General features: G+C 58.2%; 17 protein-coding genes. 16 read left to right on the top strand and 1 reads right to left on the bottom strand.

From position 1 onward, the window contains the following. The first annotated feature begins 68 nt into the window (after positions 1 to 68). From kefG to BVU99_RS04715, 7 genes are all read left to right on the top strand, one after another. A complete protein-coding gene (gene kefG, locus BVU99_RS04745) occupies positions 69 to 620 on the top strand; it encodes a glutathione-regulated potassium-efflux system ancillary protein KefG (RefSeq protein ID WP_025159909.1) in 552 nt (183 codons plus the stop codon). A 2-nt stretch (positions 621 to 622) separates the two neighbouring features. Beyond that, positions 623 to 2,431, top strand: coding sequence for a glutathione-regulated potassium-efflux system protein KefB (kefB, locus tag BVU99_RS04740; RefSeq protein ID WP_049294935.1), 1,809 nt, complete (start codon positions 623 to 625; stop codon positions 2,429 to 2,431). 14 nt (positions 2,432 to 2,445) lie between these two features. Then, positions 2,446 to 2,649, top strand: a complete 204-nt coding sequence (locus BVU99_RS04735) for a YheV family putative zinc ribbon protein (protein ID WP_015379274.1) — start codon at positions 2,446 to 2,448, stop codon at positions 2,647 to 2,649. Positions 2,650 to 2,761: 112 nt separating this feature from the next. Further along, positions 2,762 to 3,349: a peptidylprolyl isomerase gene (gene slyD, locus BVU99_RS04730; RefSeq protein WP_004930407.1), complete on the top strand. Its 588-nt coding sequence runs from the start codon at positions 2,762 to 2,764 to the stop codon at positions 3,347 to 3,349. Between the two features lie 92 nt (positions 3,350 to 3,441). Continuing rightward, positions 3,442 to 4,470 carry a LacI family DNA-binding transcriptional regulator gene (locus tag BVU99_RS04725; protein ID WP_025304506.1) on the top strand — a complete coding sequence of 343 codons (1,029 nt, stop codon included), beginning with the start codon at positions 3,442 to 3,444 and terminating at the stop codon, positions 4,468 to 4,470. Between the two features lie 122 nt (positions 4,471 to 4,592). Beyond that, positions 4,593 to 6,032: a Na+/H+ antiporter NhaC gene (gene nhaC / locus BVU99_RS04720; RefSeq protein WP_099816998.1), complete on the top strand. Its 1,440-nt coding sequence runs from the start codon at positions 4,593 to 4,595 to the stop codon at positions 6,030 to 6,032. 1 nt (position 6,033) lies between these two features. Then, a complete protein-coding gene (locus BVU99_RS04715; protein ID WP_049208852.1) occupies positions 6,034 to 7,206 on the top strand; it encodes a MalY/PatB family protein in 1,173 nt (390 codons plus the stop codon). A 15-nt stretch (positions 7,207 to 7,221) separates the two neighbouring features. Here BVU99_RS04715 and BVU99_RS04710 read toward each other — a convergent pair whose 3' ends face one another. After that, on the bottom strand, positions 7,222 to 7,449 hold the full coding sequence (locus BVU99_RS04710; RefSeq protein ID WP_025304503.1) for a SlyX family protein: 228 nt from the start codon (positions 7,447 to 7,449) through the stop codon (positions 7,222 to 7,224). Between the two features lie 356 nt (positions 7,450 to 7,805). Between BVU99_RS04710 and fkpA the strand changes: the two genes are divergently transcribed. From fkpA to BVU99_RS04665, 9 genes are all read left to right on the top strand, one after another. Beyond that, positions 7,806 to 8,645, top strand: a complete 840-nt coding sequence (fkpA, locus tag BVU99_RS04705; protein WP_025304502.1) for an FKBP-type peptidyl-prolyl cis-trans isomerase — start codon at positions 7,806 to 7,808, stop codon at positions 8,643 to 8,645. A gap of 373 nt (positions 8,646 to 9,018) precedes the next feature. Beyond that, positions 9,019 to 9,741 carry a transcriptional regulator gene (locus tag BVU99_RS04700; protein ID WP_004930418.1) on the top strand — a complete coding sequence of 241 codons (723 nt, stop codon included), beginning with the start codon at positions 9,019 to 9,021 and terminating at the stop codon, positions 9,739 to 9,741. Continuing rightward, entirely contained in the window at positions 9,741 to 10,130 is a 390-nt protein-coding gene (gene tusD / locus BVU99_RS04695) for a sulfurtransferase complex subunit TusD (RefSeq protein WP_033636259.1), read from the top strand. The genes BVU99_RS04700 and tusD overlap by 1 nt, the downstream gene beginning before the upstream one ends. A 7-nt stretch (positions 10,131 to 10,137) precedes the next feature. After that, positions 10,138 to 10,497 carry a sulfurtransferase complex subunit TusC gene (tusC, locus tag BVU99_RS04690; RefSeq protein ID WP_043138837.1) on the top strand — a complete coding sequence of 120 codons (360 nt, stop codon included), beginning with the start codon at positions 10,138 to 10,140 and terminating at the stop codon, positions 10,495 to 10,497. 9 nt (positions 10,498 to 10,506) lie between these two features. After that, the gene (gene tusB / locus BVU99_RS04685; protein ID WP_025304499.1) at positions 10,507 to 10,794 is read left to right on the top strand and encodes a sulfurtransferase complex subunit TusB; all 288 of its coding nucleotides are present in this window, start codon (positions 10,507 to 10,509) and stop codon (positions 10,792 to 10,794) included. 143 nt (positions 10,795 to 10,937) lie between these two features. Next, a complete protein-coding gene (gene rpsL, locus BVU99_RS04680) occupies positions 10,938 to 11,312 on the top strand; it encodes a 30S ribosomal protein S12 (RefSeq protein WP_004930426.1) in 375 nt (124 codons plus the stop codon). Positions 11,313 to 11,408: 96 nt separating this feature from the next. Continuing rightward, positions 11,409 to 11,879 (top strand): 30S ribosomal protein S7, encoded by a 471-nt coding sequence (gene rpsG / locus BVU99_RS04675; RefSeq protein ID WP_004956203.1) that lies wholly within the window; start codon positions 11,409 to 11,411, stop codon positions 11,877 to 11,879. Between the two features lie 93 nt (positions 11,880 to 11,972). Beyond that, positions 11,973 to 14,087: an elongation factor G gene (fusA, locus tag BVU99_RS04670; protein WP_025304497.1), complete on the top strand. Its 2,115-nt coding sequence runs from the start codon at positions 11,973 to 11,975 to the stop codon at positions 14,085 to 14,087. 70 nt (positions 14,088 to 14,157) lie between these two features. Then, a partial coding sequence (locus BVU99_RS04665; RefSeq protein ID WP_227255718.1) for a GTP-binding protein occupies positions 14,158 to 14,329 on the top strand: 172 nt, incomplete at its 3' end.

The raw sequence follows: 14,329 nt of genomic DNA, 5'->3' as shown, positions 1-14,329 counted from the left end.
GCTGTTTTTGTCTTTGCGATGCATGGTAGCGGAAAACCGCTACTCTGACGACGCTTTGGAGGGGAATGATGTCGCAGCCGCCCAAGGTCTTGCTGCTGTATGCCCATCCGGAATCCCATGACTCGGTGGCGAACCGGGTTTTGCTTCGACCGGCGCAGCAGTTGGAACATGTCACCGTGCACGATCTCTACGCGCACTACCCTGATTTTTTTATCGATATTCATCACGAACAACAGCTGCTGCGTGAGCATCAGGTCATCGTGTTTCAGCACCCTCTGTATACCTACAGCTGTCCGGCGCTGCTGAAGGAGTGGCTGGATCGCGTGCTGTCGCGCGGCTTCGCCAGCGGGGTGGGCGGCAATGCGCTGGCGGGCAAATACTGGCGCTCGGTGATCACCACCGGTGAGCCGGAAGGCGCCTACCGCACCGGCGGTTATAACCACTATCCGATGGAAGATATCCTGCGGCCGTTCGAGCTGACCGCCGGGATGTGCCATATGCACTGGCTGACGCCGTTCGTGGTCTATTGGGCGCGGCGGCAGAAGCCGGAGGTGTTGCGCAGCCATGCAGACGCCTACGGCGAGTGGCTGAGCCACCCGCTGCCGCACGGAGGGCGGTGACCATGGAAGGATCGACCTTACTGACCGCCATTTTGCTGTTCCTGTTTGCCGCGGTGGTGACGGTGCCGATCGCCCGTCGCCTGGGGATCGGCGCGGTGCTGGGCTATCTGATCGCCGGCATTGCCATCGGCCCTTGGGGATTGGGCTTCATCCGCGACGTTGACGAGATCCTGCACTTCTCCGAGCTGGGCGTGGTGTTCCTGATGTTCATCATCGGTCTGGAGCTGAACCCCAGCAAGCTGTGGGAACTGAGGCGCTCGATTTTCGGCGCCGGCGCCGGCCAGGTGTTGCTCACCGCGGCGGTGCTGGGCGCGTTGCTGTACCTGACGCACTTCGCCTGGCAGGCGGCGGTGATCGGCGGTATCGGCCTGGCGATGTCTTCCACCGCCATGGCGCTGCAGCTGATGCGCGAAAAGGGCATGAACCGCAACGAAGGGGGGCAGCTCGGTTTCTCGGTGCTGCTGTTCCAGGATATGGCGGTGATCCCGGCGTTGGCGTTGATCCCCATTCTGGCCGGCGCCGGCGGCACCAGCGACGACTGGGCGAAGATCGCGCTCAAGGTCGCGGCGTTCGGCGGTATGCTGATCGGCGGACGCTTTCTGCTGCGGCCGCTGTTCCGCTATATCGCCGCCTCCGGCGTGCGCGAGATTTTCACCGCCGCGGCGCTGTTGTTGGTGCTCGGCTCGGCGCTGTTTATGGAGGCGCTCGGCCTGTCGATGGCGCTCGGCACCTTCATCGCCGGGGTGCTGTTGGCGGAGAGCGAATATCGCCACGAACTGGAGATCTCCATCGAGCCGTTTAAAGGGCTGCTGCTGGGGCTGTTCTTTATCTCGGTGGGCATGGTGTTGAATATCGGCGTGCTCTACACCCACCTGGCCGAGGTGTTGATCGGCGTACTGGCGCTGGTGGCGGTCAAATCCGGCGTGCTCTATGGCGTGTCGCGTCTGTTCGGCCTGCGTAGCTCGGTGCGGCTGCAGTTTGCCGGGGTGCTCAGCCAGGGCGGTGAGTTTGCCTTCGTGCTGTTTTCGGCGGCGGGGGCGCAAAAGGTGCTGCAGCCGGATCAACTCTCTTTGCTGCTGGTGGTGGTGACGCTGTCGATGATGACCACGCCGCTGCTGATGCAGGCCATCGACCGCATTTTGGCGCGCCGCTATAACGCTAAAGGCGAAGACGAGGAAACGCCGTACGTAGAGGATGACGATCCGCAGGTGATCATCGTCGGCTTCGGGCGTTTCGGCCAGGTGATCGGCCGCCTGTTGATGGCCAACAAAATGCGCATTACCGTACTGGAGCGCGACGTCAGCGCCGTCGGCGTGCTGCGGCGTTACGGTTACCAGGTTTATTACGGCGACGCCACCGAGCTGGAACTGTTGCGCGCGGCGGGCGCCGAAAAGGCCAAGTCGATCGTGATCACCTGCAATGAGCCGGAAGACACCATGGAGATCGTGCGGCTGTGCCAACAGCACTTCCCGAACCTGAGCATTCTGGCGCGCGCGCGCGGCCGCGTGGAGGCGCATGAGCTGCTGCAGGCGGGCGTGAAACAGTTCAGCCGCGAAACCTTCTCCAGCGCGCTGGAACTGGGGCGCAAGGCGCTGATGGAGTTGGGCATGCACCCGCATCAGGCTTTCCGCGCCCAGCAGCATTTCCGCCGCCTGGATATGCGCATGCTGCGTGAGCTGATGCCGCCGCATCAGGGCGACGTGGCGCAAATTTCCCGCGTGAAAGAGGCGCGGCGCGAGCTGGAAGAGCTGTTCCATCGCGAAATGCAAAAAGAAAGTCGCCAGTTCGACGGCTGGGACGAATACGAATAAGCGGGAGCATAACGATGTCTGCAACACGTAAGAGATTTATCGCCGGGGCGGTGTGCCCGAGCTGTAGCGCTATGGATACGTTGGCGGTATGGCGGGAGGATCAGGTGGAAGTGGTGGAGTGCGTCAAGTGCGGACACCATCAGCGCCAGACCGAACAACAGGTGGAAAAACACGTTCGCCCGCAAGAGCAGGTGATCGGCATTTTCCAGCCGAAGTAGCGTTTTTTTATCCCGGAGGGTACAGCGAGGCAGATTTCCGTTACAATCTGTCCGGAAAAGGCGCGCATCCCGATAACGGTGCGCGTCCTAGTAGCCAACGGTAGGAGATATCATGAAAGTAGCAAAAGACTTGGTGGTCAGCCTGGCTTACCAAGTACGTACAGAAGACGGTGTTTTGGTTGATGAGTCTCCGGTGAGCGCACCGCTGGACTATCTGCACGGGCATGGTTCTCTGATCGCAGGTCTGGAAAAAGCACTCGAAGGCCACGACGTTGGCGATCGTTTTGACGTTCACGTCGGCGCGAACGACGCGTACGGCAACTACGACGAAAACCTGGTGCAGCGCGTACCGAAAGACGTCTTCATGGGCGTTGACGAACTGCAGGTCGGCATGCGTTTTCTGGCTGACACCGATCAGGGCCCGGTACCGGTTGAAATCACCGAAGTTGACGGTGACCACGTCGTGGTTGACGGCAACCACATGCTGGCCGGCCAAAACCTGAACTTCAACGTGGAAGTTGTCGCGATCCGCGAAGCGACCGCAGAAGAGCTGGCGCACGGTCACGTACACGGCGAGCACGACCATCACCACGAGCACGGTGAAGGTTGCTGCGGCGGTCACGGCCACAGCCACGATCACGACCATGGTCACGACCACGGTAAAGGCGGTTGCGGTAACGGTGGTTGCGGCTGCCACTAAGCAGAACGCAATCCCGAGACAAGAGGGCGGCCATTGGCTGCCCTTTTTTATGCGCGGCGCACCAGGCGCCGAACGGCAAAACAGGACATGCCATGGCCACCATGAAAGACGTTGCGCGCCGCGCCGGCGTTTCCACGGCCACCGTCAGCCGGGTGATCAATAATACCGCCTACGTTGAACCGGTGACCCGCGAACGCGTCGAGAAAGCGATGCGCGAGTTCAATTACCACCGCAACGCCGCCGCGCTGGCACTGGCGAAAAGAAGCGGCAATATGCTGGGGTTGCTGACCGGCAACCTCGACGATCCGTTTTTCTCGCGCCTGGCGCGGGGCGTGGAAGACATCACGCGGCAGGCCGGCGTGCGTTTGATGTTGTGCAGCGGCGGGCATCAGGCCGAACTGGAAAAAAGCGGCCTCGACTTTCTCATCAATCAGGGATGCGAAGCCATTGTGGCGCACGTCACGCGCATGGGAGAAGAGGAGCTGCTGCGCTACGCCGCCCACACGCCCGCGTTGGTGCTGGTCAATCGCTACCTGCCGGCCATCGCCAATCGTTGTATTTGGCTCGACAATGCCAAGGCGGCACAGGCGGCGACCGAGCTACTCATTCGTCAGGGGCATCGGAGAATCGCCTGCGTGACGGCGGATTTGCCGATCGACGACCGCGCACAGCGGTTAGCGGGTTACCGCAAGGCCATGGCCGCCGCTGGTATTGAGGTGCCCGGAGCCTGGATCATCAGCGTGCCCTTCAACGAGAAAGGGGGCGAGTTAGCGGCCGAGCGCGTGCTGGCCAGCGACCCACGCTTCACCGCCGCAGTGACGTTCAACGACGTGATGGCCGCCGGCATGATGCGCACCTGCCATCAACGGCACATTCAGTTGCCCGAGGCGCTGTCGATCGTTGGCTTTGACGACATTGCCCTGGCGAAATATCTCCACCCTTCGCTGACCACTGTGCATTACCCCATCGAGAAAATGGCCCGACGCGCCGCGCGCCTCGCGCTGCAGATCCACAGCGGCAGCGACGTCGCGCCGCAGAACAACCGCTTTTCGGCCGAGCTTATCCTGCGAGACTCTGTCACCGATGGCGAGCCGCATGAGCAAAGCAAGCGCGGCGAATGAGAGACAAGTCACACAATGTGAGCGCATGAAACCGATTACATGGCCGGTTGCCTGCGCTCACATCCTCCGATTATCGAAGCCATTACGCTGTTGCAGTACCCCATCTTCAACAGGAGCCGTATATGGATAATAAGAAAACGCTCAACCTTGGGTTGGCGACGCTGCCGATTGTGGCCATGCTGTTGCTGCTCATCATCGGCTATGGCCAGTTTGGCCTGCGCATTGAACCGCTTCTGCTGGTTTCCGCCGCCATCACCGCCGCGCTGGCCTGGTGGCAAGGTTACCGCTGGGACGACATCATCGAGGCCATCGTGGCCAAGCTGGCGAAGGCCATGCCGGTGATCATGATCCTGATCTGCGTAGGTGGCCTGATCGGCACCTGGATGATCAGCGGTACAATCCCTTACATGGTGTATTGGGGGCTGAAGCTGATCAGTCCGCAATATATTCTGATTGCCGCGTTCTTCATCACCAGCGTGATCTCGGTGTGCACCGGCACCTCGTGGGGGGCAGCCGGCACCGTGGGCGTGGCGCTGATGGGCGTGGCCGCCGGTTTAGACGTGCCGCTGGCCGCCGCGGCTGGGGCGGTGGTGTCCGGCGCCTACTTCGGCGACAAAATTTCGCCGTTGTCCGATTCGACGAACTTCGCGGCTATCGTTGCGGATACCGATCTCTACAGCCATATCCAGCATCTGATGTACACGACGTTGCCGAGCTTCATCCTGGCCGCCGTGGTGTACCTGATCGCCGGCCACACCGGCGCGGTGGGCAGCGTGGCAACGCCGGAAAAAGTGACCGAAATCGTCAGCGCGCTTGAGGGGCTGTACCATTTCAACCTGCTGTTGATCCTGCCACCGGTGCTGGTGCTGTGGGGCGCGGTGACCAAACGGCCGGTGATCCCTGTCATGCTGGCCGCCTGCGCGCTGGCGATTGCCATCGGCGTCGCGCTGCAGGGTTTTAGCCTGCAACAGGGGCTGAATGCGTTGATGGACGGTTTCAATCTGTCGATGTTCGCCAGCCAGGGCCATAACGTCGAAGGGATCGTCGCCGATGTGCCGCGCCTGCTGAACCGCGGCGGCATGTTCTCGATGATGAGTACGATCCTGCTGGTGTTCTGCGCCTTTTCCTTCGCCGGCGCCCTGACGCTGACCGGCGCCCTGACGGTGATCATCAGCCGGCTGCTGCACGTGGTGCACACCACCGGCCAACTGATCGCCGCCACCGTTGCCACCACGATCCTGGTGACCGGCGCGACCAGCGACGGCAAGCTGGCGCTGCTGATCCCAGCGGAGCTGTTCAAAGGGGCCTATCGGCGCATGGGGCTGGACAACAAAAACCTGTCGCGCACCGTCGAGGATGCGGGCACCGTTATCGAGCCGCTGATCCCGTGGACGGCCGCCGGTATTTACATGGCGACCACGCTGGGGGTCAGCACGCTCGATCTGCTGCCGTGGGTGATCCAATGTTATGCCGCGGTGGTGTTCGCCCTGATTTATGGGTTCACCGGCTTCGGTATCGCCAAACTTCAACCTCAGAACGATTTGCAGCGTAAGGAAGCCTGACATGACGAGTCATTTCAACGCCATCATCGATCGCCACAACACCAGCTCCGTGAAGTGGGACTTCATCGACCGCTATCTGCAACTGGATGGCAGCGAACTGTTGCCGATGTGGGTGTCCGATTTCGATTTTCCATGTCCGCCAGAGGTGCAACAGGCGCTGCATCAGCGGGTGGACCACGGGGTCTTTGGCTACAGCGAACGTGACGACGCCTACTATCAGGCGGCGATCGACTGGTTCGCCAAACGGCACGACTTGCCGCTGCGGCGTGAGTGGTTTACGTCGATTGAGGGGGTGGTGCCCGGATTGGCGATGCTGATCCAACTGCTCAGCAAGCCGGGGGACGGTGTGGTGGTGCAGGGGCCGTATTATGGCTCGTTCGCCAAGATAGTCACCATGAATGGCAGAGAGGTGCTTGAGAATCCTCTGTTGAAAACTCCGCAGGGATATCGGATCGATTTCGACCAGTTGGCTGCCTGTCTGGCACAGCGTAAACCGCCGCTGTTGTTGCTGTGCAATCCGCACAATCCGACAGGCCGTTGCTGGCGCCGCGATGAACTGGAGCGGCTCATGGCGCTTTGCCATACCCACGACGTTACGGTGATCTCCGATGAGATCTGGGCCGATCTGCTGCTGCCCGGCGAGACGTTTACGTCGGTGTTGCATCTGGACAAGAAATATCGCGAGCGAGCGATTGCGGCGACGTCCGCCAGCAAAACGTTCGGCCTTTCCTCGCTGCGCATTTCGAATTTCCTGATCCCCAACGCTCGGCTTCGGCAGGCGTTTGTCGATCGGCTGAATGCCCACGGGCTGGATGTGTTCAACGCGCTATCGATGACGGCGGCGACCGCGGCCTATCAACGGGGTGCTGTCTGGCTTGATGAGCTGCTCGGCTACCTGGCGGAGAATCGGCGTTGGTTTGAACGGGCGCTGGCGGCCGCCGCGCCCTGGTGCACGATGACCCAGGCAGAAGGGACCTATCTCGCCTGGCTGGATTGCCGTGCACTGGGTTTGAGCGATGCTGACTTACAGCAGGCGCTGGTAGCGGTGGCAAAGCTGGCTCCGTCGATGGGCAGCGGTTTCGGCCCGCAGGGGAGCGGTTTTATCCGCATCAACCTGGGGTGCCCGCGCCGGTATCTCGAGCGTGCCGTCGATGGGTTGGCACGCCTGAAATAACCGCGCAACGGACCCTCAATAGTGCGGCGGAGGGGTTTCTTCCGATTGCGAGGCGATCATTGAGGTTTGGGTCGAGCGCAGCTTGTCGGTCAACATGCGCAGGTGTTCGCGCATCTTCAGCATTTCCATTTGATGCTGGGTAACGGTCTGGTTGAGCTCTTCGATGGTGAGCTCTTGGAAAGCCTGACGGCTCTCCAGTTCTTCAAGCCGCTGTAGCAGGCGTTGAATGTCGGCGTTGTGCATGAGGCTACCTCTGACGCGATAAAATCCTGATTCGGCGCTATGGTAACAGCTGGCGCCGGGTTTGCTCGCGCTATTTCTTCAGACGGCGCGCAACGTTGCGATCGGCAGTGTAAAGTGCTGAAAAGTTGCGCGCCCGATACGCCGTTTTTTGCTAACCTCGCCGAATATTCTGCAAGAAAAATCTGATTTATCATACGAGTAGCACGCAGGGGGAAACTTCTCGGCAAAGTGGGAGTCACACTTTGACTCGATTGGTTACCTGTGCGACTGTTTTGTTTTGTTTCAGGCAGCTATAGTAGCCCGGTTATCTTACCTAATGATTGTTTGGGGCATTGCTTCAGACACTGGAGAAATGGATGAAATCTTTGTTTAAAGTCACGCTTCTGGCAACCACCATGGCTTTTGCTCTGAATGCGACCCAGGTCATGGCAGCCGATGCCGCCAAACCGGCAGAAGCCGCTAAACCAGCGGACGCGGCAGCAGCGCCAAGCACCGGCAAGTTCAAAAACGACGACGAGCAAGCGGCCTACGCACTGGGCGCCTCTCTCGGCCGTTACATGGACAACTCTCTGAAAGAGCAAGAGAAGCTGGGCATCAAGCTGGACAAAGATCAGCTGATCGCCGGCGTTCAGGACGCGTTCGCCAACAAGAGCAAGCTGAACGATGCCGACATCGAGAAGACCCTGCAGGGCTTCGAAGCGCGCGTGAAGGCTTCCGCTCAGGCGAAGATGGAGCAGGACGCCAAGGACAACGAAACCAAAGGCGCCAAGTATCGCGACAGCTTTGCTAAAGAAAAAGGCGTGAAGAAAACTGAATCCGGCCTGCTGTATCAGGTAGAGAAACCGGGCGCGGGTGAAGCGCCGAAAGACAGCGACACCGTGGTGGTGAACTACAAAGGCACCCTGACCGACGGCACCGAGTTTGATAACTCCTATACCCGCGGCGAGCCGCTGTCGTTCCGTCTGGACGGCGTGATCCCTGGCTGGACCGAAGGTCTGAAGCACATCAAGAAAGGCGGCAAAATCAAGCTGGTGATCCCACCGGCGCTGGCCTACGGCAAAACCGGCGTTCCGGGCATCCCAGCTAACTCCACGCTGGTCTTCGACGTTGAGCTGCTGGACGTGAAAGCGGCGCCGAAAGCCGACGCTAAAGCCGAAAAACCGGCTGACGCGAAAGCCGATACCAAAGCGAAATAATCTCGTCGCTTTGTTTGCCACCGCCGCGGATGCCCTCCGCGGCGGTTTTCATTTTGGCCGCCGCCGCCTCTCTCGCCATTGAACGCTTGACGCCTGCCGGGCATCGGGCTTAACGTCAATACCACGCGCAAACGCAAGGACTTTGCTCCGGCCGCTTTGCTAGACTAATAATTCTGACTTATCAGTCATGCGTCTGCCCCTTAGGGCGTGTACCTAAAATTGTTCCCGGCCGCCTCGCCCGCGGATGTCATCGTGCCGTTTTATGCGGCTCTCAGCCAGCCGCGCGGCGGCATGCCGACGACGGCAGCGATCCGGTCCGAGCGGTTTTAGCTGCGCCCCCTGGCACAGGCGATCTATGAGGGTGGTATCTTCGATGTCGAATTCGCTTTTATCCAGCGAAGCCAGCGAACTTGATTTGCTGAATGAACGTCCGTTTACTCAAACGGATCATGAAATCCTGAAATCCTATGAAGCGGTGGTCGACGGGCTGGCGATGTTGATCGGCGGCCACTGTGAGATCGTATTGCACGCGCTGGAAGACCTGAACAGCTCGGCGGTGCGCATCGCCAACGGGGAACACACCGGGCGCAAAATCGGCTCGCCGATCACCGACCTGGCGCTGCGCATGCTGCACGACATGGCCGGCGACGACAGCAGCGTGTCGAAAGCCTACTTTACCCGCGCCAAGAGCGGCGTGTTGATGAAATCGGTGACCATTGCCATTCGCAATCGCGAGCAGCGGGTGATCGGTTTGCTGTGCATCAACATGAACCTCGACGTGCCGTTCTCGCAGATCATGCAGACTTTTATGCCGCCGGCCACGCAGGACGTGCCGTCGTCGGTGAATTTCGCCTCTTCCGTCGACGATCTGGTGGCGCAGACGCTGGAGTTCACCATCGAAGAGGTGAACGCCGACCGCTCGGTGTCCAATAACGCCAAGAATCGCCAGGTGGTGCTCAACCTCTATGAGAAAGGCATCTTCGATATCAAGGATGCGATCAATCAGGTGGCGGATCGCCTGAATATCTCCAAACACACCGTGTATCTGTACATCCGCCAGTTCAAGAGTGGCGATCTGTTGGGAAGCGACCGTTGATGCTCGATTATTGTCTGTTGGTCACCGGCCCGGCTTACGGCACGCAGCAGGCCAGCAGCGCCTATCAGTTCGCTCAGGCTTTGCTGGCGAAAGGGCACCGGCTTTCCAGCGTTTTTTTCTACCGTGAAGGGGTGTTGAACGCCAACCAACTGACCGCGCCGGCCAGCGACGAATTCGACCTGGTGCGCGGCTGGACGCAGCTGGCGCAGCAACACGGCGTGGCGCTCAACGTCTGCGTTGCTGCCGCGCTGCGCCGTGGCGTCACCGACGAGCAGGAGGCGGCGCAACAGGGGCTGGCAAGCGCCAACCTGCAGCCCGGCTTTACCCTGAGCGGGCTGGGTTCCCTGGCCGAAGCGTCGCTGAGTTGCGACCGTCTGGTGCAGTTCTGAGGATATGATGAAACGAGTCGCTTTTGTTTTCACCCACGGGCCGCACGGCGGTGCCGGCGGCAGGGAAGGGCTGGATGCGCTGCTTGCCACATCGGCGCTCAGTGAGGATTTGGGGGTGTTTTTTGTCGGCGATGGCGTATTGCAGCTGTTGCCGGGCCAGCAACCGGAAAAAATCTTGGCGCGCAATTACATCGCCACCTTCGGCGTGCTGCCGTTGTATGACGTGGAGCGCTGCTATCTATGCCAGGCTTCGCTGCAGGAGCGTGGGCTGAGTCAGGTGACCGATTGGGTGCTGGATGCCGAGGTGCTGGCGCCGGATGAATTGCGCCGCCAATTGACCGGTTACGACGCCGTGATGACGTTTTAGGATCTTCTGATGCTGTATACCCTGAGCCATTCGCCAAACCAATGTGACTTACCTGCGCTGCTGCGCCTGGCGGCGGAGGGCGACGCGCTGTTGCTGCTACAGGACGGCGTGCTTGCAGGCCTTGCCGGCAGCGCTCATCTTGAATTGCTGCTCGCCGCCCCCATATCCCTTTATGCGCTGCAGGATGACCTGGAAGCCCGGGGATTGGTTGGTCATTTTTCGCACAAAATCACTGTCATCGGCTATAATCACTTCGTTGAATTAACCGAACAACACCGCAGCCAAATGGCCTGGTAATGAGAGTGATGTTGTATATTTCTTGACACCCATACTGGTCAGCCCTAAAATTCTGCGTCCTCGTACTCTGCCAATAGTGCATACGAGGGGATTTATCACATGTTTACGAAGCTAGTACGAAGCAAAAACCAGGAGCTTTTTTAATGGCAACAATTAACCAGCTGGTTCGCAAACCACGCTCTGTGAAGGCTGCTAAAAGCAACGTTCCAGCGCTGGAAGCCTGCCCGCAGAAACGTGGCGTATGCACCCGCGTATATACCACTACCCCGAAAAAACCAAACTCCGCACTGCGTAAAGTTTGCCGTGTGCGTTTGACCAACGGTTTCGAAGTGACTTCCTACATCGGTGGCGAAGGCCACAACCTGCAGGAACACTCCGTAATCCTGATCCGTGGCGGTCGTGTAAAAGACCTGCCAGGTGTGCGTTACCACACCGTCCGTGGTGCACTTGACTGCTCCGGTGTTAAAGACCGTAAGCAAGCTCGTTCCAAGTACGGCGTGAAGAAGCCAAAGGCTTAATGGTTCTCCGTTAAGTAAGGCCAAACGTTTTAACTTTAATGTCAAAATAAACTCGTAGAGTTTTGGACAATCCTGAATTAACAACGGAGTATTTCCATGCCACGTCGTCGCGTAATCGGCCAACGTAAAATTCTGCCAGATCCTAAGTTCGGATCTGAGCTGCTGGCCAAATTTGTAAATATCCTGATGGTAGACGGTAAAAAATCTACTGCAGAAGCAATCGTCTATACCGCGCTGGAGACCCTGGCTCAGCGTTCTGGTAAAGATCACCTGGAAGCTTTCGAAGTCGCTCTCGACAACGTTCGCCCGACTGTAGAAGTTAAGTCGCGTCGCGTTGGCGGTTCTACTTATCAGGTACCAGTTGAAGTCCGCCCGGTTCGTCGTAATGCTCTGGCAATGCGTTGGATCGTTGATGCTGCACGTAAACGCGGTGATAAATCCATGGCTCTGCGCCTGGCGAACGAGCTGTCTGACGCAGCAGAGAACAAAGGTTCTGCTGTTAAGAAGCGTGAAGACGTTCACCGTATGGCCGAAGCCAACAAGGCGTTCGCCCACTACCGCTGGTAATCACCTGGCTGTAGTCATGCTAACCAAGCGGGCGCGTCAAATCGGCCCGCTTGGGTTAACTGAACTTGAACGCCCTAGGAATAGAGGAATCAAATGGCTCGTACAACACCCATTGCACGCTACCGTAACATCGGTATCAGTGCTCACATCGACGCCGGTAAAACCACCACTACCGAACGTATTCTGTTCTACACCGGTGTAAACCACAAAATCGGTGAAGTTCATGACGGCGCTGCCACCATGGACTGGATGGAACAGGAGCAGGAGCGTGGTATTACCATCACTTCTGCAGCGACTACTGCTTTCTGGTCTGGTATGGCCAAGCAGTTCGAACCGCATCGCGTAAACATCATCGACACCCCAGGGCACGTTGACTTCACCATCGAAGTAGAACGTTCCATGCGTGTGCTGGATGGCGCGGTAATGGTTTACTGTGCTGTTGGTGGTGTTCAGCCACAGTCTGAAACCGTATGGCGTCAGGCTAACAAATACAAAGTGCCACGTATCGCGTTCGTTAACAAAATGGACCGTATGGGCGCTAACTTCCTGAAAGTTGTTGGCCAGATCAAATCTCGTCTGGGCGCTAACCCTGTTCCTCTGCAGCTGGCTATCGGCGCAGAAGACAAATTCACCGGCGTTATCGACCTGGTGAAAATGAAGGCGATCAACTGGAACGAAGAAGACGCAGGCGTAACCTTCGAATACGAAGACGTCCCGGCTGACATGATGGATCTGGCTGAAGAATGGCGCCAGAACCTGATCGAGTCCGCTGCGGAAGCTTCCGAAGAGCTGATGGAAAAATACCTGGGCGGCGAAGAGCTGACCGAGGAAGAAATCAAAGCAGCTCTGCGTCAGCGCGTACTGAACAACGAAATCATCCTGGTTACCTGTGGTTCTGCGTTCAAGAACAAGGGCGTGCAGGCGATGCTGGATGCGGTAATCGAATACCTGCCGGCACCAACTGACGTTCCTGCGATCAACGGTATCCTGGACGACGGTAAAGACACTCCGGCTGAGCGTCACGCAAGTGATGACGAGCCGTTCTCTGCGCTGGCGTTCAAAATCGCTACCGACCCGTTCGTAGGTAACTTGACCTTCTTCCGCGTGTACTCCGGCGTTGTTAACTCCGGCGACACCGTGCTGAACTCCGTTAAGTCTGCGCGCGAGCGTTTTGGCCGTATCGTTCAGATGCACGCCAACAAGCGTGAAGAGATCAAAGAAGTTCGCGCAGGCGACATCGCCGCTGCGATCGGTCTGAAAGACGTGACCACCGGGGACACCCTGTGTGATCCAGACTCTCCAATCATCCTGGAGCGTATGGAATTCCCTGAGCCGGTAATCTCTATCGCCGTTGAACCGAAAACCAAAGCTGACCAAGAAAAAATGGGTCTGGCTCTGGGCCGTCTGGCTAAAGAAGACCCGTCGTTCCGCGTATGGACTGACGAAGAGTCTAACCAGACCATCATCGCCGGTATGGGTGAACTGCACCTCGACATCATCGTTGACCGCATGAAGCGTGAATTCAACGTTGAAGCTAACGTGGGCAAACCTCAGGTAGCTTACCGCGAAGCGATTCGCGCGAAGATTACCGACGTTGAAGGTAAGCACGCCAAGCAGTCTGGTGGTCGCGGTCAGTACGGTCACGTTGTGATCGACATGTACCCACTGGAGCCGGGCTCTAACCCGAAAGGTTACGAGTTCGTCAACGACATCAAAGGTGGTGTAATTCCTGGCGAATACATCCCTGCCGTTGATAAAGGCATCCAGGAGCAGCTGAAGTCTGGTCCGTTGGCTGGTTACCCGGTAGTAGACATGGGTATTCGTCTGCACTTCGGTTCTTACCACGACGTTGACTCCTCTGAACTGGCGTTTAAACTGGCCGCGTCTATCGCCTTTAAAGAAGGCTTTAAGAAAGCGAAACCAGTTCTGCTTGAGCCTATCATGAAGGTTGAAGTTGAGACTCCAGAAGAGAACACCGGTGACGTTATCGGTGACTTGAGCCGTCGTCGCGGCATGCTGCGCGGTCAGGAATCTGAAGTGACTGGCGTTAAGATCCACGCTGAAGTACCGTTGTCCGAAATGTTCGGCTACGCAACTCAGCTGCGTTCTCTGACTAAAGGTCGCGCATCATACACCATGGAATTCCTGAAGTATGATGATGCACCGAACAACGTCGCTCAGGCCGTAATCGAAGCCCGTGGCAAATAAGCCGCAGGGTTAAAACCAAAGTCCCGTGCTCTCTCCAGAAGGGGAGAGCGCTATAGTAAGGAATATAGCCGTGTCTAAAGAAAAATTTGAACGTACAAAACCGCACGTTAACGTTGGTACTATCGGCCACGTTGACCACGGTAAAACTACCCTGACTGCAGCGATCACCACCGTTCTGGCTAAAACCTACGGCGGTTCTGCACGTGCTTTCGACCAGATCGATAACGCGCCAGAAGAAAAAG

The sequence above is a fragment of the Serratia sp. OLAL2 genome, assembly GCF_002752475.1.
Classification (GTDB): Bacteria; Pseudomonadota; Gammaproteobacteria; order Enterobacterales; family Enterobacteriaceae; genus Serratia; species Serratia bockelmannii.
Note: the sequence above shows the minus strand (reverse complement) of the source record. Positions and strands in the feature narration are given on the sequence as shown.

Bases quoted from the DNA above. Each gene is read 5' to 3' on its own strand.
- kefG (WP_025159909.1), top strand. From the start codon at position 69: ATGTCGCAGCCGCCCAAGGTCTTGCTGCTGTATGCCCATCCGGAATCC.
- kefB (WP_049294935.1), top strand. From the start codon at position 623: ATGGAAGGATCGACCTTACTGACCGCCATTTTGCTGTTCCTGTTTGCC.
- BVU99_RS04735 (WP_015379274.1), top strand. From the start codon at position 2,446: ATGTCTGCAACACGTAAGAGATTTATCGCCGGGGCGGTGTGCCCGAGC.
- slyD (WP_004930407.1), top strand. From the start codon at position 2,762: ATGAAAGTAGCAAAAGACTTGGTGGTCAGCCTGGCTTACCAAGTACGT.
- BVU99_RS04725 (WP_025304506.1), top strand. From the start codon at position 3,442: ATGGCCACCATGAAAGACGTTGCGCGCCGCGCCGGCGTTTCCACGGCC.
- nhaC (WP_099816998.1), top strand. From the start codon at position 4,593: ATGGATAATAAGAAAACGCTCAACCTTGGGTTGGCGACGCTGCCGATT.
- BVU99_RS04715 (WP_049208852.1), top strand. From the start codon at position 6,034: ATGACGAGTCATTTCAACGCCATCATCGATCGCCACAACACCAGCTCC.
- BVU99_RS04710 (WP_025304503.1), bottom strand. From the start codon at position 7,449: ATGCACAACGCCGACATTCAACGCCTGCTACAGCGGCTTGAAGAACTG.
- fkpA (WP_025304502.1), top strand. From the start codon at position 7,806: ATGAAATCTTTGTTTAAAGTCACGCTTCTGGCAACCACCATGGCTTTT.
- BVU99_RS04700 (WP_004930418.1), top strand. From the start codon at position 9,019: ATGTCGAATTCGCTTTTATCCAGCGAAGCCAGCGAACTTGATTTGCTG.
- tusD (WP_033636259.1), top strand. From the start codon at position 9,741: ATGCTCGATTATTGTCTGTTGGTCACCGGCCCGGCTTACGGCACGCAG.
- tusC (WP_043138837.1), top strand. From the start codon at position 10,138: ATGAAACGAGTCGCTTTTGTTTTCACCCACGGGCCGCACGGCGGTGCC.
- tusB (WP_025304499.1), top strand. From the start codon at position 10,507: ATGCTGTATACCCTGAGCCATTCGCCAAACCAATGTGACTTACCTGCG.
- rpsL (WP_004930426.1), top strand. From the start codon at position 10,938: ATGGCAACAATTAACCAGCTGGTTCGCAAACCACGCTCTGTGAAGGCT.
- rpsG (WP_004956203.1), top strand. From the start codon at position 11,409: ATGCCACGTCGTCGCGTAATCGGCCAACGTAAAATTCTGCCAGATCCT.
- fusA (WP_025304497.1), top strand. From the start codon at position 11,973: ATGGCTCGTACAACACCCATTGCACGCTACCGTAACATCGGTATCAGT.